The organism is Tessaracoccus sp. (genome assembly GCF_016714275.1).
Lineage (GTDB): Bacteria > Actinomycetota > Actinomycetes > Propionibacteriales > Propionibacteriaceae > Arachnia.
Map to the genome: position 1 here is coordinate 712,491 of NZ_JADJNP010000001.1, position 26,359 is coordinate 738,849.

24 protein-coding genes and 2 tRNA genes are annotated in these 26,359 nt (G+C 69.0%); 16 read left to right on the top strand and 10 right to left on the bottom strand.

The genetic code is table 11. The features are described from left to right. Positions 1-105 precede the first annotated feature (105 nt). Positions 106-816: a YwiC-like family protein gene (locus tag IPJ61_RS03340; RefSeq protein WP_297103023.1), complete on the bottom strand. Its 711-nt coding sequence runs from the start codon at positions 814-816 to the stop codon at positions 106-108. A 179-nt stretch (positions 817-995) separates the two neighbouring features. Then, a complete protein-coding gene (upp, locus tag IPJ61_RS03345) occupies positions 996-1,637 on the bottom strand; it encodes a uracil phosphoribosyltransferase (protein ID WP_297103026.1) in 642 nt (213 codons plus the stop codon). A gap of 136 nt (positions 1,638-1,773) precedes the next feature. On the opposite strand from upp, the gene IPJ61_RS03350 reads away from it, so the two are divergent. From IPJ61_RS03350 to IPJ61_RS03360, 3 genes are all read left to right on the top strand, one after another. Further along, a complete protein-coding gene (locus IPJ61_RS03350; RefSeq protein WP_297103029.1) occupies positions 1,774-2,343 on the top strand; it encodes a tRNA adenosine deaminase-associated protein in 570 nt (189 codons plus the stop codon). Positions 2,344-2,432: 89 nt separating this feature from the next. Then, the gene (locus tag IPJ61_RS03355) at positions 2,433-3,920 is read left to right on the top strand and encodes an AlkA N-terminal domain-containing protein (protein ID WP_297103032.1); all 1,488 of its coding nucleotides are present in this window, start codon (positions 2,433-2,435) and stop codon (positions 3,918-3,920) included. Then, a complete protein-coding gene (locus IPJ61_RS03360) occupies positions 3,917-4,444 on the top strand; it encodes a methylated-DNA--[protein]-cysteine S-methyltransferase (RefSeq protein ID WP_297103035.1) in 528 nt (175 codons plus the stop codon). Before IPJ61_RS03355 ends, IPJ61_RS03360 begins: the two co-directional genes overlap by 4 nt. Here IPJ61_RS03360 and IPJ61_RS03365 read toward each other — a convergent pair. Next, positions 4,423-4,516, bottom strand: a tRNA-Ser gene (locus tag IPJ61_RS03365). The genes IPJ61_RS03360 and IPJ61_RS03365 overlap by 22 nt on opposite strands. A gap of 90 nt (positions 4,517-4,606) precedes the next feature. On the opposite strand from IPJ61_RS03365, the gene IPJ61_RS03370 reads away from it, so the two are divergent. After that, positions 4,607-6,214: an LCP family protein gene (locus IPJ61_RS03370; protein WP_297103036.1), complete on the top strand. Its 1,608-nt coding sequence runs from the start codon at positions 4,607-4,609 to the stop codon at positions 6,212-6,214. Positions 6,215-6,223: 9 nt separating this feature from the next. On the opposite strand, the gene IPJ61_RS03375 is transcribed toward IPJ61_RS03370, so the two are convergent. After that, positions 6,224-6,661 carry a hypothetical protein gene (locus IPJ61_RS03375; protein ID WP_297103039.1) on the bottom strand — a complete coding sequence of 146 codons (438 nt, stop codon included), beginning with the start codon at positions 6,659-6,661 and terminating at the stop codon, positions 6,224-6,226. A 64-nt stretch (positions 6,662-6,725) separates the two neighbouring features. Here IPJ61_RS03375 and IPJ61_RS03380 point away from each other — a divergent pair. From IPJ61_RS03380 to IPJ61_RS03400, 5 genes are all read left to right on the top strand, one after another. After that, positions 6,726-6,810 (top strand) — tRNA-Ser (locus IPJ61_RS03380). 283 nt (positions 6,811-7,093) lie between these two features. Then, complete coding sequence (locus IPJ61_RS03385) at positions 7,094-7,906, top strand: pseudouridine synthase (protein WP_297105492.1); 813 nt, start codon at positions 7,094-7,096, stop codon at positions 7,904-7,906. Between the two features lie 16 nt (positions 7,907-7,922). Beyond that, a complete protein-coding gene (locus IPJ61_RS03390) occupies positions 7,923-8,888 on the top strand; it encodes an NAD(P)H-quinone oxidoreductase (protein WP_297103042.1) in 966 nt (321 codons plus the stop codon). 85 nt (positions 8,889-8,973) lie between these two features. Then, positions 8,974-10,269: a nucleotide sugar dehydrogenase gene (locus IPJ61_RS03395; protein ID WP_297103044.1), complete on the top strand. Its 1,296-nt coding sequence runs from the start codon at positions 8,974-8,976 to the stop codon at positions 10,267-10,269. Between the two features lie 4 nt (positions 10,270-10,273). After that, positions 10,274-11,389, top strand: coding sequence for a glycosyltransferase family protein (locus IPJ61_RS03400; protein WP_297103047.1), 1,116 nt, complete (start codon positions 10,274-10,276; stop codon positions 11,387-11,389). Positions 11,390-11,394: 5 nt separating this feature from the next. Here the strand turns inward: IPJ61_RS03400 and IPJ61_RS03405 are convergent, their stop codons facing one another. Continuing rightward, complete coding sequence (locus IPJ61_RS03405) at positions 11,395-12,501, bottom strand: YveK family protein (protein WP_297103050.1); 1,107 nt, start codon at positions 12,499-12,501, stop codon at positions 11,395-11,397. Positions 12,502-12,550: 49 nt separating this feature from the next. Next, a complete protein-coding gene (locus tag IPJ61_RS03410; protein ID WP_297103053.1) occupies positions 12,551-13,774 on the bottom strand; it encodes an oligosaccharide flippase family protein in 1,224 nt (407 codons plus the stop codon). A 20-nt stretch (positions 13,775-13,794) separates the two neighbouring features. Between IPJ61_RS03410 and IPJ61_RS03415 the strand changes: the two genes are divergently transcribed. Further along, entirely contained in the window at positions 13,795-15,195 is a 1,401-nt protein-coding gene (locus IPJ61_RS03415; protein WP_297103056.1) for a hypothetical protein, read from the top strand. On the opposite strand, the gene IPJ61_RS03420 is transcribed toward IPJ61_RS03415, so the two are convergent. The 3 genes from IPJ61_RS03420 to IPJ61_RS03430 are packed head-to-tail and all read right to left on the bottom strand — an operon-like array spanning position 15,085 to position 19,466. Then, the gene (locus tag IPJ61_RS03420) at positions 15,085-16,299 is read right to left on the bottom strand and encodes a glycosyltransferase family 4 protein (protein ID WP_297103059.1); all 1,215 of its coding nucleotides are present in this window, start codon (positions 16,297-16,299) and stop codon (positions 15,085-15,087) included. The two genes, IPJ61_RS03415 and IPJ61_RS03420, sit on opposite strands and share 111 nt — an antisense overlap. Before the next feature lie 2 nt (positions 16,300-16,301). Then, positions 16,302-17,609, bottom strand: coding sequence for an O-antigen ligase family protein (locus IPJ61_RS03425; protein ID WP_297103061.1), 1,308 nt, complete (start codon positions 17,607-17,609; stop codon positions 16,302-16,304). After that, complete coding sequence (locus IPJ61_RS03430) at positions 17,610-19,466, bottom strand: polysaccharide biosynthesis protein (RefSeq protein ID WP_297103064.1); 1,857 nt, start codon at positions 19,464-19,466, stop codon at positions 17,610-17,612. Between the two features lie 119 nt (positions 19,467-19,585). Here IPJ61_RS03430 and IPJ61_RS03435 point away from each other — a divergent pair, with 119 nt between their 5' ends. The 6 genes from IPJ61_RS03435 to IPJ61_RS03455 all read left to right on the top strand — a co-directional run bounded on the left by IPJ61_RS03435 (position 19,586) and on the right by IPJ61_RS03455 (position 25,863). Next, positions 19,586-20,734: a DegT/DnrJ/EryC1/StrS family aminotransferase gene (locus IPJ61_RS03435; RefSeq protein WP_297103067.1), complete on the top strand. Its 1,149-nt coding sequence runs from the start codon at positions 19,586-19,588 to the stop codon at positions 20,732-20,734. Between the two features lie 42 nt (positions 20,735-20,776). After that, positions 20,777-21,367, top strand: a complete 591-nt coding sequence (locus IPJ61_RS03440) for a sugar transferase (RefSeq protein ID WP_297103070.1) — start codon at positions 20,777-20,779, stop codon at positions 21,365-21,367. A 113-nt stretch (positions 21,368-21,480) separates the two neighbouring features. Continuing rightward, entirely contained in the window at positions 21,481-22,938 is a 1,458-nt protein-coding gene (locus IPJ61_RS03445; protein ID WP_297103073.1) for a sunset domain-containing protein, read from the top strand. 195 nt (positions 22,939-23,133) lie between these two features. After that, positions 23,134-23,418: a type II toxin-antitoxin system Phd/YefM family antitoxin gene (locus tag IPJ61_RS03450; protein ID WP_297103076.1), complete on the top strand. Its 285-nt coding sequence runs from the start codon at positions 23,134-23,136 to the stop codon at positions 23,416-23,418. Then, a complete protein-coding gene (locus IPJ61_RS22130; RefSeq protein WP_366505159.1) occupies positions 23,415-24,089 on the top strand; it encodes a type II toxin-antitoxin system VapC family toxin in 675 nt (224 codons plus the stop codon). Before IPJ61_RS03450 ends, IPJ61_RS22130 begins: the two co-directional genes overlap by 4 nt. A 40-nt stretch (positions 24,090-24,129) precedes the next feature. Next, positions 24,130-25,863: an ATP-binding protein gene (locus IPJ61_RS03455; protein ID WP_297103079.1), complete on the top strand. Its 1,734-nt coding sequence runs from the start codon at positions 24,130-24,132 to the stop codon at positions 25,861-25,863. 225 nt (positions 25,864-26,088) lie between these two features. On the opposite strand, the gene IPJ61_RS03460 is transcribed toward IPJ61_RS03455, so the two are convergent. Beyond that, complete coding sequence (locus IPJ61_RS03460) at positions 26,089-26,340, bottom strand: hypothetical protein (protein ID WP_297103082.1); 252 nt, start codon at positions 26,338-26,340, stop codon at positions 26,089-26,091. Between the last annotated feature and the right edge of the window lie 19 nt (positions 26,341-26,359).

Sequence of the window (26,359 nt, forward strand, 5' to 3'; positions counted from 1 at the left end):
CCCACATACCCCGTGGTGTGACGGATTCAGCCTCGCTAAGCGCAGACGGCTGGCGGAATCAGCCTCACACAGCCAGATACCTCGCCACTCGTCGTAGGAGATGTGTCAGGCCCAGACGGTGAGGGCGAGGACAGCGGCGGAGAGGACGATCTCCACCGTACCGATCGCCGCCGGGCGGGGCGAGGACTTCGGCATGAACCACGACCTGGCAACCAGCGCCAGCGCGAACACAAGCCACGGCCACGTCACCCAGCCCGCGGTGAACGCCGCCACCATCATCCACAGCACGAGCGTGTGGAACAGCAGCGACCGGTTGGCCGACTTCGGGTTGTTGCGCTCTCGGATCAGCGCCTTCACATGGAAGACGGTGCCGACGAAGTAGGCCGTGATCGCTGCCATCGCCGTCCATTCCGACGGCGTGGGCGCCGGCGAGCCGGGAACGAGCCGCAGCACGGCCATCAGCCCGCACGACGCGACGATCGTCACCACCCCGCTCAGGACGGCCCGCTCCCGCTTCGTGCTCGCCAGCCACAGCGACCCACCGACGAGCACCACGTACACCGGCGCCCACACCAACAGCGCCCACCCCTTGACGTACAGCGTCACGAGGGCCAGCCCGCCCGCGATCGCCGCGTACGTCACCAGCGCCGGATAGTAGCTGGGCCGACGGCGCGGTGCCGCCTTCAGCGCGAGCACCGCCGCGCTGAACGCGAAGTAGCCGACGAGCCAGGTCACGCCGAGGGTGACGTCACCCAGGTCGAGCGGCCGCGCCCGGCCCGCCAACACGAGCCCCGCAAGGAAGGGAACGATGATCATCGCCCATGCGCCGTGCTGCTGCGGCACCCAGCCCGTGGGCCTCCTCCGCATCGGCGCCGGCGGCCTCGGCGGCACCGCGGCGGCTTCAGCGGGCGTCGAATCCTGAAGCCCGGCCGCAGCGGGTGTCGGCTTCTGCTTCGCGCGCGCCCGCGCCGACTTGCTCCGCGCCCGGCGACCCATCACTCCGCGAGGCCGTACAGCCGATCGCCCGCGTCGCCCAGGCCGGGCACGATGTAGCCGACCTCGTTCAACCGCTCATCAATCGAGGCCACGACCAGCGTGCAGGGCACCTCGAGGTCGGCGAGCAGGCCCTTCAGCTTCTCGATGCCCTCGGGCGCGGCGAGCAGGCAGATGCAGGTGATGTCGTCGGCACCGCGATCCACGAGGAACTGGACCGCTCCGCCCAGCGAGCCGCCAGTGGCGAGCATCGGGTCGAGCACGTAGCACTGGCGCCCGGACAAGTCCTTCGGCAGTCGCTCCGCGTAGGTCATCGGTTCGAGCGTCACCTCGTCGCGGATCATCCCGACGAAGCCGACCTCCGCCGTCGGCACCAACCGCAGCATGCCGTCGAGCATCCCGAGGCCGGCGCGCAGGATCGGCACCACCAGCGGCGCGGGCGAGGCGAGCTTCGTGCCCGTCGTCGGCGCGACCGGAGTCTCGATGTCGTGGTCTACGACGCGCACCCCGCGCGTCGCCTCGTAGGCCAGCAGCGTGACCAGTTCTTCGACAAGTCGGCGGAACACCGGCTGCTCCGTGTGCCGGTTACGCAGCAGCGTGAGCTTGTGATCGACGAGCGGATGGGTGACGACGGTTACTTCCACGAGTCCAACTCTCGCACACTGGTATGGCCCCGCGTGGGACAGCAGCTGCGATGTCTCCCCCGGCTGGTGTGTCGCGGCTTGTGACATGCAAGGATGGGGTTCGGCAATGCTGGTCGCCGCGTGGAAGGAGAGGGCCGTGGACGTGTTCGACGAGGACGCTGAGCCGTTCGACCTGAAGGACGACGCGGACTTCGATGACGACGACTACGAGGACGACCTCGAGGAGGCGACAGAGGACGACGTCGACCTGGTCGTCGCGCTGTATCGCGAGGACGGCAAGGCCACCGCAGTTCCCCTGGACTTCGATCTCGCCAACGATCTCGACGAACTGATCCGCCAGTTGGGCAGACTCCCCGGCGACTCAGGCGCCGACGGATGGGTATCCATCAACGGCGAGTTCTTCGTGCTGTGCCGCGTCCGGGGCCGCACCGTCGAGGTGCTGCTGTCCGACGCGACGGCGGCCAACGACTGGCCGATCGCCCGCGACGTGGTCGACTACCTGAACGCCGAGCTGCCTGACGAGGACGACGAACCGGCCCCGCTGGGTGACCTGGAGATGTACGCCGCCAGCGGCCTGCGGGCCTTCGAGCTGGAGGCCATCGCGACCGACTATGACGAGGAGTCCGACGTGCTGCTGGCCCAGATCGCCAAGCGGTTGAAGATGTCGGCGGAGTTCGAGCGCGCCGCGGAGTCGTTCGACGACTGACGCTCGGCGAGCGCGGAGGGTGCTCAGCCGGGGCGGGCGATGTCGCATTCTTGCGAGTTCATGCGCGAACAGTGCGGCATGCTGGGTCCATGCACACCGACCGAGACGCCTGCCTGCGTGCCATCGCCGCAAAGGACGCGCGCTTCGACGGGCTGTTCTTCACCGGCGTGACATCGACCGGCATCTACTGCCGGCCCTCCTGCCCCGCACGCACCCCGGCTCCCGGCAACGTCGAGTTCTACCCCACGGCCGCGGCCGCGCAACTCGCCGGGTTCCGGGCGTGCAAGCGCTGCGTCCCCGGCGCGTCGCCCGGGTCGCCCGCGTGGGACGTCCGCAGTGATGCCGTCGCGCGGGCGGTGCGGCTGATCGACGACGGCGTGGTCGACCGCGAGGGCGTCCCCGGCCTGGCCGCGCGACTGAGCTACTCGGTCCGCCAGGTCCAGCGGCTCCTGTCCGACGGCGCGGGCGCCGGACCCCTCGCGTTGGCACGAGCGCGGCGCGCGCAGTCGGCCCGGACCCTGATCGAGGCGACGGACCTACCGCTGTCGGACATCGCGTTCGCGGCCGGCTTCGACAGCATCCGCTCCTTCAACGACACCCTGCGCGCCGCCTACGCCGCGACCCCCACAGAGCTGCGGCAGCGCCGGCGGACCTCCCACCGCGAGGCCGCTGGAGCCCTCACCTTCGTCGACGTCACACTCGCGGCAAGGGAGCCGTTCTGCCCGTGCAACGTGTTCGGGCACCTCATCGCGACGAGGATCGACGGCGTGGAGGCCTTCGCCGACGGCGCCTACCACCGCACGCTGCGGCTCCCCAACGGTTGGGGCGTGGCATCGCTCTCGCCGGTGCCCCGCGGAGTCAGGGCGCGCGTCGGGCTCACGGACGTCTCCCAGCTCCCGACCGCCGTGTCCCGGCTCCGCCGCATGCTCGACCTCGACGCCGACCCCATCGCCGTCGACGCCCACCTCTCGCTTGACCCCGCCCTCGCACCGCTTGTCGCCGCCCATCCTGGACGACGGATTCCCCGGGGGGTCGACGGCGCGGAGACGGCGATAAAGATCGTGCTCGGCCAGCAGGTGTCGACGGCTGCGGCCCGCACGCACGGCGCCCGGTTGGTCGCCGCCATCGGCACGCCCGTCGACACCGGCATTCCCGGGCTGACCCACCTGTTCCCTGAGTCGTCGGCGATCGCAGCGGCGCCGGACGAGGTTTTCGCGTTTCCTCAGTCGCGGCGCGACACGCTGCGTCGGCTCGCCGCTGCACTCGCCGACGACGCCCTCGACCTCGGCCCCGGGGCCGATCGCGAGAAGGCAAGGGCCGACCTCCTCGCGCTGAAAGGCATCGGCCCGTGGACCGTCGAGATGGTCGCCATGCGCGCACTCGGCGATCCCGACGCCTTCCCGTCCACCGACCTCGGCGTGCTGCGCGCCGCGCCCGTGCTCGGCGTCGACGATCTCGCCACCCGCGCCGAGGCCTGGCGTCCCTGGCGCTCGTACGCCACCCAGCACCTGTGGGCGCTCACGCCCCACGCCGTCAACACCATCCCGGGTCTGCCCGGCTGTCAGGAGATCCCATGAAGCACAGCGTCCATCCCTCGCCCATCGGGCCGCTCACCGTCGTCGCGCACGACGACGCCCTCGTCGGCATCTACATGCAGAGCCACAAGCCCTTCCCCACCTACGATCTCGGTCCGCTCGTCGACGACGCCCTTCCCGCGGCCCTCGCGCAGCTGACCGAGTACTTCGAGGGCCGACGGCGCACGTTCGACCTTCCGCTCGCGCCGGTCGGCACGGCCTTCCAGCAAACGGTCTGGGAGTTGATCGCCGCCATTCCATTCGGGGAGACCCGCACGTACGGCGAACTCGCGACGGCGTTGGGCAAGCCGTCCGCCTCCCGCGCCGTCGGCACCGCGACGGGACGCAACCCGATCAGCATCATCGTGCCTTGTCATCGGGTGGTCGGCGCGACGGGTCGGCTGACGGGCTATGCGGGAGGGGTCGAGCGAAAAGCCTTCCTGCTCGACTTGGAGAGCGACCAAGACCACCTGAGCCCCCGGATGTCCGGGGGCTCAGGGTGCGCTGGCGGAGGTGGCGGGATTTGAACCCGCGATGGGGTTGAAGCCCCAAACCCGCTTAGCAGGCGGGCGCCATAGACCGTACTAGGCGACACCTCCAGTGCCGGACCAGCGTAGCCGAGCCGCGCGCGGCCCGGCAAACGGTCCCTCCGCTGCGCATAGACTGACCCCGGGGCAGGAAGGCAGAGTATGACCGACGAGCAGCAGCCGCGACGCGGCGCGGCCGACGACGTTTTCCGTCCGGGCGACGTTCCGGTGTACGACTACCGCCCCGCACATGCCCAGCCTCCCGTGCGCGCCCGACGCGTCCCCGGCGAGCCGAACCCTCGCTCGCTTCGCCGTTCGCTGCTGCTGACCCTCGCGTCGACGGTGCTCCCCGGTTCAGGCTTGCTCGGCGCGCCGCAGCGGGGGCTGAAGGTCCTCGGTGGCGTGACGGCGACGCTCGCCCTTGTCGCGCTCGGATACCTCGGCTTCAAAGCCGTCAAGGATCAGGCGGGGCTGGCCAAGCTCGCTGCCTCCGAGAGCTTCCTCGCCGTGGCAACCCCCACCCTCGCGCTCCTGGCGGTGCTGTGGGTGGCGTTGGTGCTTGTCACCCATCTGGCGACTCGTCCCCCGGCGCTAGCAGACGGCCGACGACTCGTCGCGGCCGTCGTCGTCGCCGCACTGTCGTTCGCCACAGCCGCACCGACGGCGCTCGCCGCCCGCTACACCCGCGACGCCTCCTTACTCCTCAACAACGTGCTCGCCGACTCGGGCACGGTCGTCGCGACCCGCCGCCCCACGCTCAACACGGAGGGTCCCGATCCCTGGGCCGGCATCCCGCGCGTCAACATCCTGCTGCTGGGTGCCGACGGCGACAAGTCCCGGGCAGAGAACGTGGCGAAGTACGGCATCCGCACCGACACCATCATGGTCGCCTCCATCGACACCGCTACGGGCGACCTCACGCTCATTCAGATCCCCCGCAACGTGCAGTACACGCCGTTCCCGGAGGGCACGGAGATGCATGAGGCGTTCCCGAACGGCTTCCGCGGCGAACCCGAGGGCGACTTCTTCGTCAACTCCATCTGGGAGCACGTAGAGGGCAGCCGCCCCGACCTGTTCGAGGGCAGCACCTACCGCGGCGCCGAGGCCCTGAAGCAGGGGGTCGAGGGCATCACGGGGCTGCCGATCGACTACTTCGTCATGCTGAACATCGACGGCATGAAAGCGCTGATCGACGCCATGGGCGGTGTCACGGTCAACGTCAACCGGCGGCTGGGCATCGGCGGCAACACCGACAGGAACATCCCACCCACCGAGTGGATATCGCCGGGCCCCAACCAACACCTGATGGGCCGTGAGGGCCTGTGGTACGGCCGCAGCCGCTGGGGCGTCGACGACTACGATCGCATGGCCCGCCAGTCGTGCCTGGTCAACGCCATCATCGACCAGGCCAACCCGCAGACGCTGTTGACGAGCTTCGAGCCCATCGCCGCCGCATCCGGCGACATGCTGACCACCGACATTCCCCGACAGGACCTGAGCGGCATCATCGACCTCGCCTTCCGCGTGAAGGACAGCGGTTCGGTGCGCCGTCTCGTCTTCACGAACGGCAACCACGGCTACGTCTGGGCCAACCCGGACTTCGACGCGATGCGGGAGGCGGTCGCGAAGGCGATCGCGCCGAAGCCCGCGAAGTCACCCAAGCCGACGAAGACGAAGGACCCTGAGACCACCACTCCGGCGACTTCGGCGTCGTCGGAGCCCGCGCAGGACGTCGCCGACGCCTGCGCCTACAACCCCGAAGAAGGCTAGGAGCTTGCTTCACGCCCGCGACTGGCGCAGGCGCGCCGTCGCGTCGGCGAGAACGTCGTCGACGAGCGCCCGGTCGCGGGCGGGGAAAAGCAGATGCGTGCGGCGCACGACGCCGTGGTAGATGGTGACGTGGCCGCCGTCCTCGGAGACGGTCAGCTTGGTGACGTCGAGCCACTTCCCACTCTGCTCGACATCCAGTCCGCGCACCGCGTAGCCGTCCTCGTCGAACACGAGCTGCACCGTGAGCCTGCTCATCGAGATGAACCCGGCGACGGTGAGCACCACGCCCGCGGCCAGGAACACCCCGCCGAGCACCGCAACGACCACGTGCCACTCCCACGCGAGGGCCCCGACCAGCAGGAGCGCCCCCAGGAGCGCGGAGATGGCGGCGATCACGAACGCGCGGACAGGAGGCTGGGGCTGGATCAGGTAGGTGCTCTGGGCCATACGCAGAGCCTACCCGTGCGGACTTCGCCAGTGACACCTCACACCGCTAGCATGGAAACGCACTGGCGAGGTCGCATAGTGGACTAGTGCAGCCGCCTTGAAAGCGGCCGAGGGGCAACTCTCCGTGGGTTCGAATCCCACCCTCGCCGCGACAGGCGTAGAGGGCACCCCTCGCCGCGACAGGCGTAGAGGGCACCCCTCGCCGCCATCCGGCCTTTGCCATGGAGTTTCGGCGCACAGGTGGCCGATCCGTGCGTGATCGAGCACAGGAAGCCGGATCATGAGCCAAAACTCCATGCTGCTACGCCCAACGCACAGGAAGGGACAAGCCCGGTGCCCCCACAGTCACCCCTCCCCCCTCGTCACGGGCTGCAGGCCGCCTGGGTGCGCACGCCGGACCGTGATCCCGCAGCTACGGCGCCCTGGGCCACGATGCGCGACTGGCTCGTGGAGAAGCTCGCGCCGACGCCCGAGGAGGTCGACGAGCTGCTGGCCGCCGGTCAGTTCGTCGACGACCGCGGCCGCCCCTTGACCGGGCGCGAGCCGTACCGGCCCCACACTTTCGTGTGGTTTCACCGGACGCTCCGCGAAGAGCCGGCCGTTCCCGGCGAGCTGACCGTCCTCCATCGCGACGATCGCGTCGTCGTGTTCGACAAGCCGCACTTCCTTGCGACGATTCCCCGCGGCAGGCACGTGGTGCAGAGCGCCGTCGTGAAGGCGCGCAAGGCGCTCGACCTGCCGGAGCTGTCCGCCGCGCACCGCCTCGACCGCGGCACCGCCGGCGTGCTGCTCATGACGACGGAGCGACGGTGGCGCGCGCCGTACCAGTCCGTGTTCGCCGACCGCGGGGCCACCAAGACCTACCGGGCCATCGCCCCCTTCGACGAGCGCCTCGTGCTTCCGCTCCGCGTGGAGTCGCACCTGGTCAAGCGCGTCGGCACGCTGCAGGTGGAGACCGTTGAGGCCCCACCCAACGCGTTCACCGACATCGACCTGATTGAGCACCGGGGCGACCTTGCGCTGTACGAGGTCCGCCCGCTGACCGGAAAGACGCATCAGATCCGGGCGCACTTCGATCAGCTCGGCATCCCACTGCTCGGCGACCCTCTGTACCCGGAGGTAACGGACACCGAGGTCGACGACTTCCGCACGCCCCTGCGCCTGCTCGCCTACCGACTGGAGTTCACCGACCCTGTCGACGGCGCCCCGCGCCGCTTCACCTCCGCGCGCGAGCTGGAGTGGTGACGAGTACCGTAGCCGCATGCGTGCTGTTCTTGTGGAAACCCCCGGCGGGCCGGAGGCCCTGACCATCGGAGAGGCGCCGCCGCCGAGACCCGCACCCGGCGAGGTGCTCGTCCGGACGGTCGCGTCCGGCGTCAATCGCGCGGACGTGCTGCAACGCCAGGGGCACTACCCGCCGCCGGCGGGGGTCACCGACATCATCGGGTTGGAGGCGTCGGGCATCGTCGAGGCTGTCGGCGAGGGCGTGGAGCGCTGGCAGGTGGGCGACGAGGTCGTCGCGCTGCTGGCCGGCGGCGGCTACGCAGAGCTGTTCGTCGCACCGGAGGGGCAGTTGATCCCGCTGCCCCCCGGCGTCGACCTGGTGTCGGCCGCGGGCGTGCTCGAGGTGGCTGCCACCGTCGTGTCGAACCTGCAGGTGGGCAGGCTGGCCGCAGGCGAGGTGTTCCTCGTGCACGGCGGCGCGGGAGGCATCGGCACCTTCGCCACTCAGTACGCGAAGGCGCTCGGCGCAACCGTCGCGGCGACGGCGGGAACCCGGCAGAAGCTCAAGCATTGCCTCGACCATGGCGCCGACTACGCCTTCGACTACCACGGCGAGTGGGTCGCGGAGCTGAAGTCGACGACCCGCGGCGCAGACCTGATCCTCGACATCATCGGCGCGAAGTACCTGGAGTCGAACGTGGCTGCGCTGCGCCGCGGAGGCCGCATCGTCGTCATCGGCCTGCAGGGCGGCGTGAAGGGCACGCTGAACCTCGGCCAGCTGCTTGCCAAGCAGGCGACGATCACCGCCACCTCGCTGCGGTTCCGCCCAGACGCGGAGAAGGCCGCGATCTGCGCCGCCGTCGAGCGCGACGTCTGGCCGATGCTCGCCGACGGGCGCATCCGCCTCTCCCCCGAGACCCGTGTCCCGTTCGCGGAGGTGCGGCGCGCGCACGAGCAGCTGATCGGCGGCGACAACGTCGGAAAGATCGTCCTGGTCCACTGACCGCGCCTTGAGCCGGGTTCCGTGCGAAGCGCCGGGCCCCGTGCCGAAAGGTAGACTCGGCACGCGCCGAGGAGAGGGAAGAGAAGTGAAGATTGCCGTCGTCGCGATGGGCAAGATCGGGCTGCCGCTGGCGGTCCAGTTCGCCGAGATGGGGCACGACGTCGTGGGCGTCGACGTGCAGCAGGGCGTGGTCGACACGATCAACGCCGCCGTCGAGCCGTTCCCCGGCGAGGCGCACCTTCAGGAGAAGCTGAGCACGCTCGTTCCCGCAGGCAGGCTCCGCGCCACCACCGACTACGCCGACGCCATCCCCGGCGCCGACGCGATCGTCATCGTCGTGCCGCTGTTCGTGGACGACGCGACCTGGCAGCCCGACTTCGGCTGGATGGAGTCCGCCACCCGCAGCCTCGCCGAACACCTCACCCCCGGAACGCTCGTCAGCTACGAGACGACCCTGCCCGTCGGCACCACCCGCACCCGCTGGAAGCCGATGATCGAGGAGGTCTCCGGCCTGGCCGAGGGCGAGGACTTCCACCTCGTCTTCTCCCCCGAACGCGTCCTCACCGGTCGCGTGTTCGAGGATCTGCGCAAGTACCCGAAGCTCGTCGGCGGCTTGACCCCGGAGGGGGCCCGCAGGGGCGTCGAGTTCTACGAGCAGGTGCTGACCTTCGACGAGCGTCCGGACCTTACGCAGGGCAACGGCGTCTGGGACCTGGGGTCGGCCGAGGCCGCCGAGATGGCGAAGCTCGCCGAGACCACCTACCGCGATGTCAACATCGGCCTTGCGAACCAGTTCGGACGGTTCGCCGCGGCCAACGGCATCGACGTCCACAAGGTCATCGAGGCCTCAAACTCGCAGCCGTACAGCCACATCCACCGCCCCGGCATCGCCGTCGGCGGCCACTGCATCCCCGTCTATCCGCGCCTTTACCTGTACACGGACCCGGACGCGACGATCGTGCGCACCGCGCGCGAGGCGAACATGACCATGCCGGAGTACGCCGTCGGCCTCGCCGAGGGCGCGTTGGGCGGCCTGGCGGGCAAGAGGGTCGTCGTGCTGGGCGCCTCGTATCGCGGGAGGGTCAAGGAGACCGCCTTCTCCGGCGTCTTCCCCACCGTCGACAGCCTCCGCTCTCGCGGCGCCGAGGTGTTCGTGCACGACCCGATGTTCACCGACGATGAGCTCGCCCGCTACGGCTTCGCCGCCTATCGCTTGGGCACCCCGGTGGATGCAGCGATCCTCCAGGCCGACCATCCCGAGTACCTCGCGCTGACCCCCGCCGACCTTCCCGGCCTCCGGGCGTTCGTCGACGGACGCGGGGTGCTCGACGCGTCACTCTGGCCCGACGTGACGTTCCTTCGCCTAGGCGCTGGGGCGTAGTCCCTTGTCACAGGCCATATCGCCGGGACGGGTCGCTCACATCTCCACGCTGCACCCGCCGCGCGACAACCGCATCTTCAACAAGGAGTGCGCTTCACTGGCCCGCGAGGGGATCGACCTGTGGTTCATCGGCGCGCAGGATGGCGACGGCGTGGACCAGGGCGTCCGCACCGTCGGCATCGGCAAGGCCAGCGGCGTGTTCCAGCGCCTCGTCACCGCGCAACTGAAGGCGTGGCGGGCGCTGAGCCGCGTGCAGCCGGATGTGGTGCACGTCCACGATCCGGAGCTCATCCCGATGGTGTGGCTGTGGAAGACGCTGCACCGCAAGGCGGCGATCTACGACGCGCACGAGGACCTCGTGGGGCAGATGGACGACAAGTCGTACATCCCTCGCCCCCTGCATCCGCTCGCGATGGCGTACGCGCGCCTGCTCGTCCGATGGGCCGACCGCGGGTTCGACGGCATCGTCACCTCGACCCCGCACATCCGCACGCTGTACCGGAACCCCAACGCCGCGGTGGTGCACAACTACCCCTACCTCCGCGATTACCCTCCCGCATCGAACTCCCCGGTACCCGGGCGGATCGTCTACGTCGGGCTGCTGTCACAGGGGCGGCAGGTCGACGTGATGATCGACGCCGTCACGCGTGTCCCTGGCGCTCAGCTCCTCGTCGCGGGGCCTGCGGACGCGGACATCGCGCCCCTGCTGGAGGGTGACGCGCAGATCGAGTATCTGGGCATGCTCCCCTCGACGGAGGTGCCGGGGGTCGTCGCGACCGGCTCCATCGGCCTGGTCTTCCTGAAGCCGCTGAACAACTACGTCGACTCCATCCCGACGAAGCTGTTCGAGTACCTGGCCGCCGGCATCCCCGCCGTCGTCAGCGACTTCCCCTGGCTACGCAAACTCCTCCACGGCCACGACTGCTGCGTCTTCGTCGACACGACGACGGCCGACGCCCCCGCCGAGGCCATCCGCGGCCTGCTCGCCGACCCTGCGTCCGCGGCCCAGATGGGCGCCCGCGGACGCCGCGCCATCGAGGACGAGTTCAACTTCGAGGCTGAGGTCCCCGCGCTCCTCGCCGTCACCCGGCGGGCGCTCGACCGCGTCTCCTCTCGTTAGGCCTCTTATCCGTCAACGACGACGACGCCGCGCAGCTCGGCCCCGCCGGCCTGGAGCGTCTCCGAAGCGGCGACGGCCTCGCGGGCGCGGTCGTCGCGGTGCACGGCCAGCAGCACCCGGTCCGCCTTCACCGCCGCGCGCAGGGCGTCGGCGCTGCCCAGCACCGACCGTGCGGCCACGACGGTCACAGCGTCAGCCGTCCGGGGCGTAAGGCCCTCGAGCGTATCCCGAGAGATCCCCGCGACTCGCTCCGCAAGGACCCCCGCCGGGGGGACGATGTCGGCGCCGTCGACGACCAACCGCACCTCGGCCCCGTCCTCGGCGTAGGCGTCGGCGAGCGCCAATGCGATCTCACGCGACGCCTCGTCGCGCGCCGCGCCGGCGACGACGACAAGGCGGGGCGCCTGACCAGACCGCCCTTCGACGACCGTCCTCAGCCACCGACCCGCCTCCGGGGCTCCGATGGTTCCGGGAAAGTCCCCGAGGATGCGATCGTCGATGACGTGCGCCAGCTCGGCCGCGCTGCCCGCGCGACCGCGGGCCAGGCTGACGAGGGCCGCGGCGGCGCAGCCGAGCACCAAGCCGAGTGCGAGGCCCAGCAGGAGGGTGCGCGAGGACGACGTCGTCGATGCCGCCGTCGGGAGTTGATCGAGGACCATCGCGCGCACCACGGGAGCGTTGGACTCCCGGTGCAACTGGTCGATCGCCTCGACGAGGGCAGTCGCCGCGCCGGTCACCAGCGCCTGGCTGCGCTCCGGCGACCCGGTCTCGACCCGAAGGCTCACCACCTGCTCGACGACGTTCACGACGAGGGTGCGGCCCAGTTCCTCCGGCGTCACGCTCTGTCCTGAGAGCTCAACCGCCCGTTCGAGCACCTGAGGCGTCCGCATCAGCGACTGGTAGACGGGGAGCTCGCCGCGCACGAACACCGCGACGCGCTCGGCAGACAGATCGTCGGCGACGTTCGTTCCGACGATCGTGACGTCCGTACGCGCGGAATAGCTGGTCGACGCCGACGCGATCCAGAGCGCTGCTCCCGCGACGACGACCGTGATGGCGACGACGAGCCACCACAGGCGCAACAGGATCCGGGGGAGATCGTTCAGGTGCATGGCTTTCCTCGGAAGGGTCGCGGGTGGGCTGCCGCCATCATAGGCGCGGTCACGCCGTCGGCCGAGGCGTCCTGGCCGCGCGGCGGATGAGCGCGAAGAGCAGCACGTAGACCACCGTCATGGCGGCCGAGTAGGTGATCAGGCTCACTGTCAGCGGCGCGCCGAGAGCGCCTGGGACGATCCAGGCGAGCGAGAGGAGGAGGAAGCGCGTGACGTCCCACGCCAGCAGAGAGCGGTGCGCATCCGTGATGTTCAGTAGCTGCGAGAACGGGGAGACGGCGAACTGGAGCCAGCTGCCGATGGCAAGGATCGCGATCACCTCGCCTGCGCCGTCGAAGTTCTTGCCGAGCAGGACCGGCGCCAACGGCCCTGCCAGCAGGAAAGCCGCGCCGCAGATGACCGCGCCGATCCCCGCGAGGCCCAAGACGGTGCGCCGCACCGTCGCGTACCAGGGAGCGCCCGCGCGGACGAGCGCACCGATCTCGCCGATGGCCGCGGCAGCGACGGCCTGGCTCACGACCGCGAGCGGGACCACGAGCACCCGCTGGGCCATCGTGTAGATGCCCGTGGCGGCGGTTGTGTAGAAGACGCTGACCAGCAGGATGCTCGCCTGGCCGGCCAGGGCGTTGACCAATGCGCTCGATCCCGCGACAAGGCCGAACCTGCGGTGGACGGCGGACAGTGCGTGCCAGGGCCGCAGCATCGGGCGGACGCCGCGCAGCATCGGGAGCCAGACCAGGCGGGCGGCCGCGAACCCGGCGAGCAGCGAACCCGCGCCCGCGGACAGAAGCCCGAAGCCGACCTGGAGGACGCTCATCCCCGCCGCCTGCTCCAGGTTCGCGACCGTAAGGCGACCATAGGCGCGGCGGCGGGTCAGCGTCGTCGCACCGATGAGTTGCAGCGACCCCATCACCACCATCAGTCCCACCGCCAGCCAGTAGGCCGACGCGCCCAGCCCGACGGCGACGCCCGCCGCGGCCGTCAGCCCGACACCCCACCACAGCGACAGCGACAGCCCCGCCCTGAGCAGCAACTTCGCCTCATCGTCGTCCGACACCCGTTGGCTGAGGACCTCCAGCCGCAGCGTCGACACGCCGATGAAGATCGAGGCGACGGCGATGACGACCGACGCAGCGCCGAAGATCTCCTTGGTGAAGATGCGGGCGAGGGCGAAGTTCAGCAGCCAGGCGACACCGTTGCCCGCGAGGGTGCCGACCATGATGGTCGACGTCGACCGCCGCATGTTGGCCGTCGGTGGCTGAGCCTCAGTCATAGCGCTCGTATACTACCCGGGTGTCAGCCGCGCGACCCGAACGCCAGTTGTGGCCGTGGAACCTCGCGGCTACGGTGGCCTACTCACTTACCCTGCTGATCGCCTACGCGCACCTCGTCGCACCGGTCTACTCGTATCTCGGCTACACCTGGGTCACCCCGAACTACGCGCTGTTAGGCCTTGCCGTCGCCGAGTTGGGCGCGCTGTCGCTGCTGCTGCCCGCGCGGCTGCGGAAGCCGTCGGACTTCATGCTCCTGATGATCTTCGCCACCGTCGTCGTGCCGGTGCTCACGATCGGCAACGTCATCGGGCTCCTCACGACAGCGCAGATCGCGCTGCTGTGCTTCTTCACAGGGGCCGCCTTCGCCGTCGCCACCCTGATGGCCCGCTGGGGCCACGGACACGTCACGGCGACCCTTCCCCACCTCCCCGCGCGGTGGTATTGGGCGGGAGTAGGGGCGTTCATCGCGGCGACGATCCTGATCCTCGTCGCCGTCGGCGGGGTCCGCCTGGAGTTCACGGGGCTGACCGAGGTCTACGACATCCGCGACGACTACAAGACGAGCCTGGCAGCGTTCCCGCCGCTGGCGTACATGGTTCCCGCCGCCTGCTACGTGGCCATCCCGCTCGTCATCATCCGGGGGCTGCATCGCCGTTCCTGGGTGCCGGTGGTCGTCGGCATCGCCTGTCAAGGGTTCATTTACCTGCAGACCGGCTTCAAGACCTTCCTCTTCGCCATCCCGGTACTGCTGGTGCTGACCGTTCTCATCCGTCGCACGATCCCGACGGCGCTGCTGCCCGCCGGCCTCGCGGCTGGGGTGGTCGGCGCGGGCATCCTCGACGTCGTGACGAACAGCGTCTGGTTCAGCTCGTTGTTCACGCGCCGCTTCCTCGCCACCCCCGGACAGTTGGCGGCCAACTACGTCGCGTTCTTCGACGAGCACCGCTTCGTGTTCCTGTCGGAGGGGCTGTTGCGCGGCCTCATCACGTACCCGTACGACATGCCGGTCCCGTTCGTGATCGGGCGCGAGATCCACGGTGTGACCACGAACTCGTCGAACGTCAACCTGTTCGGCGACGGCTTCGCCCAGGCGGGCTGGCCCGGCATGCTCATCGCGGGCGTCGCGTTCGGGGCGCTGCTGATCCTCGTCGACCTGGCCGCGAAGGGCCTCCCCGCATCGGTCGGGTTCATGCTGATGTTCCTGCCCTGCATCGTGCTGGGCAACGCGAGCATCCTCACCGCGATGCTGAGCCACGGCCTCGCCGCCGCGGTGCTCCTCCTCGCCCTCGCCCCTCGCGCAGGTTGGACCTCAGCCAGACAAGACCCCGAGGAACTCGGCGGCGAGCGCCGGGAGGGCGTGATGCTCGGTGACCCACGCGACCCCGACGGCGCCACGCCGCGCCCGTTCGTCCTCCGGTAACGTCACCGCCTCGCGGATGGCGCGGGCGATGTCGGCCGGATCCTCGGCATGAGCGGGAACGGCGCATCCGGCGTAGGCCAGCGGCGAGTGCTCGGAGTCGAAGGCATCTACCACCGGCACGCCGGTCAGCATGTAGTCGAAGATCTTGTTCGCCGACACCCCGTACTCGTACAGCGCGCCGCGCTTCGACCCGATGTACAGCGCGTCGCAGCGGGTCAGCGCGTCGTGCACCTCCGCCTTGGGCAGAGAGCCGAAGAACACGACGTCGGCGTCTGCCTCCTGCGCCTGGCGCTCCAGGTCCGCCCGGTAGAGGCCGTCGCCGATGAGGACGGCGGTGATCGGCTCGTCCCTCAGCAGGGCCATCGCGGCGATGAGGTCGTCCATGGCGTTCGCCGTCGTCATCCCGCCCGCGTAGCCGAGGACGCGGCGCCCGCGGGCTCGGAGGTCGTCGATCACCCGGACGAACGCGTCCGGGGCGGGCTCGGGCGTGGCGACGGCGTCGATCCCGTTCGGAATCGGGATCACGGGGGTGTCGACGCCGAGCGAGCGGACGTGCGGTTCGATGTTGGGAAGGATCGAGACGATCGCGTCGCTATGCGCGTACGCGGAGCGTTCCGCGGCGGCCATCGCGGCCATCAGCGGGTGGCGAGGCGAGTGCCCGCCGAGCTCGATGGGCGTCAGCGGCCATAGGTCGTGAACCTCGTGGACGAGCCGCGCGCCCGCGAGCTTGGCGAGGCGCTGCGCGAAGTAGGTGTCGAAGGGGTAGGTCGACGACGAGATCACGGCGTCGGGGCGCAGCTCGCGCGCGATCGCCTTCGCGGCGCGCATCCCGCCCCCCACGTAGTCGACCCAGCTGAGAATGCGGCCGGCGCCGTTGCCCTGGTATTCGCGGGTGCGCAGGAAGCGGAACTCGACGCCGTCGACGTCGTACGGACGGCCCGGCTCGGCGTCGGGGAAGTTGCGGACGCGGAGGTGGCTGTAGGTGCCCGCGACGATCGTGGTGTCGACCCCGAGCTTGGCCCACTCGACCGCCATCGCATGCGGGCGGAACTCCATGCCCGCCGTCGGCGACCCCGCGTAGTGATCCAGGTAACAGATGCGCATGGCTACTCCTCGGAGGTCGCGCGGGTAAGCGGGGCGGGCGGCCAGGTGGCGATGAGCGCGACGGCCGCCCACCACCAGACGGCGATGCCGAAGTTGCGCAGCAGGTACGTGTCGAAGAGGAACGCGACGAGGGTCGCCAGGAGCGCCGCAGCCACCGCCCAGCGGGCCGACGGCGTGCGCGCTCCGAAGGCGAGCAGCGCGACGGCGACGAGGACCGCGGCCAGCAGGATCGCCCCGACGACGCCGAGCTCGACCAGCGCCGCGAGCGGCGTCGAATGCGGCGTGCCGAGCACGGACCCCATGCTGGTCTCGTAGTGCTTCGGGTGCACCTTCATGGACTCGAAGAAGTGCCACGGCCACACCCCTCCCGGTCCGGTGCCGAAGACGACCGTCGCGGGGTCGGCGAGCCACAGCTTCAGCGAGACCTCGAGATTGGAGAGCCGCTGCGGGTCGGCGAGCGAGAGCACCCGGGACGCCCCGGGAATGAGCGGCGCGACGACCGCGACGACGCCCGCCCCGACGACCAGCGGCCACCACCGCCTCATCCCGATGCTCCCGGTCACCCTGCCCAGCAGCAAGAGGACGAGCCACACGCCCAGCGTGATGAGCGCGCCGCGCGACTGGGTCGCCACGATGCCAATAAGCGCACCTGCGACGAGCACCGCGCAGAACGCCTGGGTCCTGCGGTCAGCGGCGCGCAGGAGACACGCGACGCCGACGGCGGCGACGAGCAGCAGCATGACGTGCACGACGGCGGCGCCGCCCTGGCCGGTCGAGAAGCGGATGGAGCGGGTGGCGGCGGCGTGGATCGGCCACGCGGCGAACGCGCAGACGATCGCCGCGGCGGCCGCAACGGTCAGCACGCGGAGCCGGCGAGACCGCTCTGCGGCCAGCACCAGCCCGACACCCGCGACCATCGCCAACCATGCCGTGACCAGCGGCGCGACCAGGAACGGCGTCGGGACGTCCCAGTGCTCCTCGTTGATCTGCACGTGTGGATCCGGCCTGACGATGGCGGACACGACGGCGTAGAGGATCAGCGCCGTGAAGGCGAGCATCGCGACCCCCGCAGCCCGGTCCAGCTCGCGGCGTCGGCGCAGGAGCCACGGCACGGAAATCCCCGCAAGGAGGAGCAGGGCGACCGTCTCGTAGGTCAGCCACGTGATCCCGACCGCGGGGTAGACGAGCTTCACGATGGGCGTGCCGAGCGTCGCAAACTGAGCGACGGCGACGTACGGGACGACCAGCCAGGACACCCGGTTACCGAGCGTCCTGAACCTGTCCGTCTCCGGGGCCGCGCGCCGCGTCATTCACGCCTCGGGGCGCTGCAGCGTCACGCCGTCGAGGCCCGACGCCGCCTCCCGGCGGATGCGCTCGGCCGCGGCTGCCGCGTGCTGCTGCTGGGTGAGGGTGCCGATGGACTCGGGGTCGGAGCCGTCAACAGCGTCGAGCTCCGCAGGATCGAGCGGTGGAACCTCGACGCGGGAGACCAGCTCGTGGCTGGTCGAGGTGCGTTCCTCGTCGTCGCTGAACAGCACCTCGTGCATCTTCTCGCCCGCGCGGAGCCCGGTGAAGACGATGGCGATGTCCTTACCGGAGCGGGCGATGAGGCCCTTGGCAACGTCGAGGATCTTGACCGGTTCGCCCATGTCGAGGACGAGGACATCGGCGGGTTGGCCGATGGCGCCGGCCTGGATGGTGAGCTCGCACGCCTCCGGGATGGTCATGAAGTAACGCGTGATGTCAGGGTGCGTGACGGTGAGCGGGCCGCCGGCCTCGATCTGCGCGGTGAACGTGTGCAGCATCGAGCCGCGGGAGCCGAGCACGTTGCCGAACCGCACCGACAGCCAGGTGCGTCCCGTCCGCTTCGCGAAGTGGGCCGTCAGCTCCTCGGCGAGGCGCTTGGTCTTGCCGAGGACGCTGGTGGCGTCGGCGGCCTTGTCAGTGGAGATGTTCACGAAACGCTCGACGCCGTACTTCTCGGCGGCGCGCAGCACGTTGAGGGTGCCGAGCGTGTTGGTCTTCCACCCCTCGAGGGGGTACTGCTCGAGCATCGGCAGGTGCTTCAGTGCGGCCGCGTGGAACACGACGTCGGGACGATGCACGGCGAAGACCGCGTCGAGGGCGGGGGCGTCGCGGATATCGCAGAGCACCATGTTCGGGGTGTCGAGGAGGCCCTGCTTGTAAATCGACAGCTGCGTGCCGTGCAGGCCGGACTCGTCGCGGTCGAGCATGACGAGTTCCTTCGGCCCGAACCGGTGAACCTGACGCGCGATCTCCGAGCCGATCGACCCGCCCGCACCCGTGACCAGGACCACCTTGCCGGTGAGGTATCCGGAAATCTCACCGAGGTTCGTCGTGATCTGGGCGCGACCGAGCAGGTCGGTGACGTCGAGCCGGTGCAGGCTGCTGAGCTCGACACGGCCGCTGACCATCTCGCGCGTCGGCGGCATGACGAGCACGGTCAGGCCCGCCTCGTCGGCGACCCTCGAGATGTCGCGCATCAGGCCGCGGCCGGCGGTCGGAATGGCGACGATCACCGTGCGTACTCCCTTCGCCTGCGCCGCCGACGGCAGCCGGTCGAGGCCGCCGAGCACCTTCGTGCCGGAGAGGTGCAGGTTGCGCTTTGCGGGGTCGTCGTCGAGGTAGCCGACGATCTCGAAGGGGGCGTCGACGTCATAGTCCAGCAGTCGTCCGAGCTGCGCACCCGCGTTGCCCGCACCGTAGACGAGCACCGGCTCGGTGCCTTCCGTGTGCTGGTTGGCCCGCGTCAGCGCGCGGAACAGGAAGCGCCCGGCAGCCATGAGGACAAGCGCCGCCAGCGGGACGGTGAACGTTACGACGCGCGGGTACCCGGGCGTGGCGATCAACGCGGAGAGGACGCCGAGGACCAGCCCGATGCTGAGCGTGATCCCCGCGAGCTGCACCGACTCTTCGAACGACGCGATGGTGTGTCGCCCGCGGTAGAGCTTGGTGACGAACCCCACCACGACCTGCGCGACAATCGCGGCGACGGCGTACTGGAGGACGAAGTGTGCCTCCTCGCCCCGCAGATTGAAGCTGTATCGCGCGATGACGAGCGCCATCACCGCCATGGCCCAGCAGAGGCCGTCCCACAGGGCGAGCCCGACGCGCAGAAGACCCGCGCGGGTCGAAATGGCGGGCAAGGATCCTCCAGGGGTCGGCTCGTGGTTGACGTCGGAGATTCTATCCTCGCTGCCCGAACCGGGCCGACGGCGAGTCGGGCTGACTGCTGGTTGAGCCGACCACGAGTAAGCTCGCCCCCATGTCGTTCTTGCCGTTCGCCCGCCCGGACATCACCGAGGCCGAGATCGAGGCGGTGACCGAGGCCATGCGGTCCGGGTGGCTCACCACCGGCCCGAACGCCACGGCTTTCGAGCGCGAGTTCGCCGAGTTCTTAGGCGCGGATGCGCACGCGGTCGCCGTGAACTCCGCGACGGCGGGTCTCCACCTCGCCTTCGAGGCGCTCGGCGTCGGGCCCGGCGACGAGGTCCTCGTCCCCACTTGGACGTTCACCGCGACGGCGGAAGCCGTTCGCTACCTCGGCGGAGACCCCGTCCTCGTCGACGTCGACCCCGCCACCCTGTGCATCGACCTCGCCGACGCCGCGCGTAAGGTCACCGACCGCACCGTCGCCATCGCCCCCGTGCACTACGCCGGGCTCGCGGTGCCGGATGCGGCGTTGACCGCATTCGCCGCGCGGCATGGGCTCCACGTCGTCGAGGATGCGGCGCATGCGTTCCCGACGGTGAACGAGGGCACGCTCGTCGGCGCGCACGGGCACGCCGCCACCGTCTACTCGTTCTACGCGACCAAGACCATGACAACCGGTGAGGGCGGCATGGTCCTCACGCCGGACCCGGCGTTGGCCACCCGCATGCGGACGATGCGGCTGCACGGGATCGACCGCGACGTGTTCGACCGCTACTCGTCGACGCGGCCGTCGTGGCATTACGACGTCGTCGCCCCGGGATACAAGTACAACCTGACCGACACGGCCGCTGCCATGGGCCGGGTGCAGCTGAGGCGTACACCCGAGATGGTCGCGCGGCGGACGGCCATCGCCGAGCGCTTCGACGAGGCGTTCGCGGGCCTTCCCGTGACGCTGCCGGCGCACGCCCCCGCGGGCTCGACCCATGCCTGGCACCTCTACAACCTGCGGCTCACCGCCGACGCTCCCGTCCCTCGGGACCGTTTCATCGAGCTGATGTCGGAGGCCGGCATCGGCACGAGCGTCCACTTCATCCCGCTGCATCTGCAGCCCTTCTGGCGCGACACCTACCGCCACTCCCCCGCCGACTTCCCCGTGGCGTCGGCAGAATTCGAACGCTCGGTGAGCCTGCCCATCTTCTCCGCGATGACCGACGACGACGTGGCGCGTGTCATCGCCGGGGTCGGCTCGATCCTGGGCTGATATGGGCATCCCCTCTCGTCCTCGTCCCGGGTGTCCGGCAGCATGCTGAAGCGCGCGTTCGACGTCGTGAGTTCCGCCGTCGGGCTCGTGGTGCTTTCCCCGGTCTTCCTGGTCGTGGCGATCCTGATCGCCGCGCAAGACCGAGGCCCGGTGTTCTTTCGCCAGGAGCGAGTAGGTCGGTACGGTCGTCCCTTCCGGATCCACAAGTTCCGCACCATGCGGGTGGCGAACGCGGGTGCGCTGATCACCAGCGCGGACGACAACAGGATCACCCGCGTGGGCGCGTTCCTGCGCACGACGAAGCTCGACGAGCTCCCCCAGCTGATCGACGTGCTCGCCGGCGACATGTCCGTCGTCGGCCCGCGCCCCGAGGTGCCGAGGTACGTCGCGATGTGGGGCGACGACGCCCGCGCCGAGATCCTGAGCGTTCGCCCGGGCATCTCGGACCCCGCGGCGATCGCCTTCCGCAACGAACAGGACGAGTTAGCCGCGGCCGACGACCCGGAGCGCCACTATGTCGAGGTCATCCTGCCGCAGAAGGTCGCGATGTACCTCGACTACGTGCGCACCCGCACCTTCGTCGGCGATCTCCGCGTAATCCTGCGCACGTTCACGACCATCGCCCGCTCCTGAAGCCGTATCCGCCTTTCAACTATCCCGATGAAAGGTCCTGTGTATTGGCCTGATAGGCTCACCGGACCGCGGTGACGTCGCCGTGGAAAAACGCACGAATAGGTAGGGGATTCATGTCCGTGCAGACAAAGAAGCCATTCTTCTCGCGCGCCATCGTGGCGCTGCTCACCCTCGCGCTGGCCCTCACCGGCCTCGCCGCCCAGCCCGCGGCCGCTGCCGACACAGCCAAGGTCAGCGGAACGGGAGCCGGGGAATCCGACTCCTTCTTTCTCGACGACGGTATCTACGTCATCGACTTCGCGTACACCGGAGCCACCGACCTGGTAGACGTCTGGCTGATGAGCAGCGAGTACGGCGAGGTCGCGACGCTCGCGTACGACGACGCGGCTTCGGGCCACACGAAGCGGGTGTTCCTGGCTTTTGAGGGCGAGGAGCTCTGGCTCGATGTCGACGCCGAGCCCGCCGTCGAGTGGTCCGCCACCGTCGCGCCCGCTGCGGAGCCGACATCGCCGGTGAAGTCCTTCAGCGCGCAGGGCACGGGCCTCGACACCTCGGGCCTCTACCTGCTCGACAAGGGGACCTACACCTACACCGCCACCTATTCGGGCAACCACCTCGCTGATGGCTCACCGTTCGGCATCGGGCTGTTTGCGCTCGACCTGAACACCCCTCAGATCGTCGCCCTCGTCGACGAGGAGGAGTCCTCCGGCGGCACGAGGGCCGGGTCGTTCACCCTTGAGCAGGCGAGCTTGGTGTGGATCGATCCCTTCTTCATCTGGGGCCAGGCGTCCTGGAGCGTCGATGTGACGGTCCAGGTACCGAAGACGCTCACCGCGACACCGACGCCGAAGATCTCCGGCACCGCACAGGTCGGCAAGAAGCTCACCGCGAGTCCTGGAACGTGGAAGCCGTCGGGCGTGAAGCTCACCTACCAGTGGCTCCGCGACGGGAAGAAGATCAGCGGGGCGACGAGGTCGACGTACACGCTGAAGTCGGCCGACAAGGGCAAGAAGATCTCGGTCGCGGTCACCGGGAAGAAAACCGGCTACGTCACCGTGACCAAGACCTCCGCCAAGACGAAGGCGGTCAAGGCGGGCGCCCTCGCCGCGAAGACCCCGAAGATCTCCGGCACCGCCCAGGTCGGCAAGAAGCTCACCGCCAAGCCCGGCGCTTGGAAGCCCACTGGCCTGAAGTTCACCTACCAGTGGTACCGCGGCAGCTCGAAGATCAAGGGCGCCACGAAGTCGACGTACACGCTGAAGTCCGCCGACAAGGGCAAGAAGATCAAGGTCAAGGTCACCGGCAAGAAGAGCGGCTACACGACCGCGAGCAAGACTTCCAAGGCCACCTCGACGGTGAAGGGCGCACCCGCGAAGCCGAAGAAGGTCTCCGCGAGCGCGGCGCCGACGAGCGAGTGGAACTGCCCCGCGTCCCATCCGATCAAGGGCAACGCGAGCTCGATGATCTACCATGTCCCCGGCGGCGCGTACTACTCGCGCACGAAGCCCGAGGAGTGCTTCTCGACTCGTTCCGCTGCCGAGAAGGCCGGCTACCGCGCCTCCAAGCGTTGACGCGCCCACACCCGGGCGCCTTGCGGGGGTCACGCCCCCCGCTGGTTGAGCCGGACCCCCGCGCGAAGCGCCGGGTCCGTGGTCGTTACCAATGAACTGGCGCCCGGTTCGTGGACTCGGGGATACCCGGCAGTCTTTGGCCGACCCAGAGGATCCAGTTCTAGACAGACTAGACAGATCAGCTAGAATGTCGTCATGCCAGCAGATACGTGGCAGGTCCAGACGGCGAAGCAGCGCTTCAGCGAGGTGCTGCGCGCGGTCCAAGCCGGGGAGCCTCAGTTCATCACGAAACACGGTGAGCCCGTCGCGGTCATCGTCTCCATCGACGACTATCGAAAGACCCACTCCGAACGTCAGCCGTTCACGGAGTTCCTTATCGAGTCCCTCCGCGATCTCGATCTCCCGGAAGGGCTCCTCGAGATCCCTCCGCGCACGATTGACCGCGATCGCACTCTCGACCTGTTCGGCAGCGACGAATGACGGGCTTCCTGCTCGACACCAACGTCATTTCCGAGCTATCCCGGCCTGACCGCAACCCCACCGTCGTCGGCTGGGTGCAGGGTCTCCCTAATGCCTACCTCAGCGTGCTGACGCTAGGAGAGATCGAGCGGGGAGCATGGCTCTGCCGGAAGCGCGAGCCACGGTACTCCGCACGCCTGTCAACCTGGCTGGGCTCCGTCGAGTCCGCATACGCTGACGGGATACTGCCGATCGATAGGCGCGTGATGAGCTACTGGGCATCGATTCCCACCACGAGGACCTTGTCTACGATCGACAGCCTGCTCGCGGCCACCGCGCTCGCGCACGATCTCACCGTCGCCACGCGCAATGTTCGCGACTTCGACGGCACCGGCGTCCGGGTGGTCAACCCCTTCGAGGACCAAGAACCCACCTCGGCGCCGTGGCGCCGCAGCTTTCATGGAGTTTTGACGCAGAGTCGGCCCACTGGTGCCCGACAGGACACAGGAGGCCCAACTCGGCGTCAAACTCCACGGAACGTAACCAAAGCCGACCCGCGAGACGGGGTCGCACCTACTGTAGCCCCTCCTGAACACGTAGCCCGGTCGACAGCGCCCCAGACACGGGCAACTCTCGCAGCAAGGCCACGCGGTGATGCTAGAGTATGCGATAGTCTTTGCGAGAGTTGGTGAGAGAGTAGGTGCGAGAGTGTCGGACTCGAGTCTGAGCGGCATGGTTGAGCGACTCCAGCGGCTTGGGCTGGAGCCCACAGACATCGAGGTCAAGGCCGCCGTTGGCGGGTTGCCGAAGACGGTCGTGGAGACCTTGAGTGCGTTCGGCAATGGCGACGGTGGGACCCTGTTGCTTGGCCTCGACGAGGACGGATTCGTTCCTGCTGTCGGCTTCGATGCGTCGAAGATCCGAGACGCATTGGCTGACGCGTGCCATCGGAAGGTGACACCGCCTGTCCGGGCCTCCATTGAGGTCATCGACTTCCAGGGGGCGCAGGTTGTTCGTCTTGATGTGGAGGAGATCGATCCTGTCGACAAGCCGTGTTTCGTGACGGATCGTGGTGAGTACAACGGGTCCTTCATTCGCGGCGGCGACGGTGACCGGCGTCTGAGTCGGTACGAAGTCACCCAACTCTTGTCGAACCGCGGCCAGCCGCTCGACGATCAGGAGGCTGTGGCCGACGCCACGCTTGATGATCTCGACCCGCGTCTCGTCGAGCACGTGCTACGCCGCGCCGCGGAGCGGTCGCCCCGTGCCTTCGGCGATGTTGAGCCAGTCACGGCGCTAAAGCGTCTTGGCGCAGCGCGGGATGTTGATGGTGTCCCGCGTCCCACCCTTGCTGGGCTGCTGTGCCTGGGGATCTATCCTCAGCAGTTCTTTCCTCAGCTCTTCGCGTCCGTGGTCGTACTCCCCACCGTGCGCATGGGTGAGGTTGGCCCCGAGGGTGAGCGATTCCTCGAGAACGCCACGGTCGACGGGCCGATCTCATCAATCCTCCAGGACGTCGTCGCGATCCTGCGACGGAACATGAGCCGAGCGGCAATCGTCCGCGGTCTGGGTCGCGAAGACCGCTACGACTATCCCATCGAGGTTATCCGCGAGCTCGTCACCAACGCACTGATGCACCGCGACTACAGCCCTGAAAGCCGTGGAACGCAGGTCCAGATCGAGCTGTACCCAGACCGGTTCGTGGTCAAGAACACCGGCGGCCTCTTCGGCGGCGTCACGGTCGATCAACTGGGCGCTGGGCGGATCGAGTCGAAGTCGCGCAACGCGACGCTAGCGAAGCTGCTCGCAGATGTCCCGCTTCCCGATCGGCCGGGCGAAACCGTTGCCGAGAACCGGGGCTCCGGCCTCGTCTCCGCTGTGGTCGCCTTGCGCAAGGCGGGAATGTCACCTCCGGAGTTCGACGCGGAGCCCGGCCGACTCATGGTCACCGTGCCGCGCACCGCGCTGTTGGCGCCTGCGACGGTCGAATGGATCGCGCGACTAGGTCTCGTTGGCCTTACCGATGCGCAGCACCTCGCCCTGGCCATCATGCGAAGCTCCGGCCGAGCCAGCGTCGGCATGCTCCGCGCGTGGGGCGTCAGCGACACCGATGCCCGCCGTGCGGTCCGTGATCTCGTCGAGCGAGGGGTGTGCGTCCGGACCGGCGGAAAGCGCTACGCCAGCTACCGACTGATCGAGGAAGTCGATCGACGACAACCCCCCATCCAAGAGGAGGCGACCCCTCCTTCGGAGCAGGTGGGCGTCAGGGCCGACCTCGACATCATCGTCCAAGCCATCCACGCCGGGCACACCACGGCGCGCGGCTTAGCTGAGCACCTCGGCATGGGATATCACTCAGTCCTCAGACGCCTACGCGAACTCGAGGACCGGGACCTGGTTACGCCCACGCGGCCCAAGAGGAGTAGCAAACAGAGCTACCGCGTTGTCGGCGACCGGTCCTCATAAAAGGCCCTCATCGCCTCGTCTGGACCAACGCGGTTGATCGACCGCCACCGCACCGCTGGACGAGCGCGCGGGAGAACGACGTACTCCGCGGGACCGGTCTCAAAGACGCCTCGGCGCGCCTGAGACTCAAGAGAATCGCCAGAGTCTGGAACCCTCAGGTTCGCTAGGACCGCAGCCGACTCGCGCCATCCCCAATGAACCAACGATCAACGCTTCCCCAAGGGGTCAGGCGACCTTCTTGGTCGCGCTAGAGGTCTTGGTCACGGTCGTGTAGCCGCCAGCCTTGCCCGTAACCTTCACAGTGATCTTCTTGCCCTTCTGTGCCTTCTTCAGCATCAGCGTCGACGCCGTCGCACCGCCAATCTTGGCGCCGTCGGCGTACCACTGATAGGTCAGCTTCGTCGTCGCAGGCTTCCACGTTCCTGGCGCCGCGGTCAGCTTCTTGCCCACTGTGGCCGCGCCTGTGATGACCGGCACGGGAGTCGTCATGGGTGGC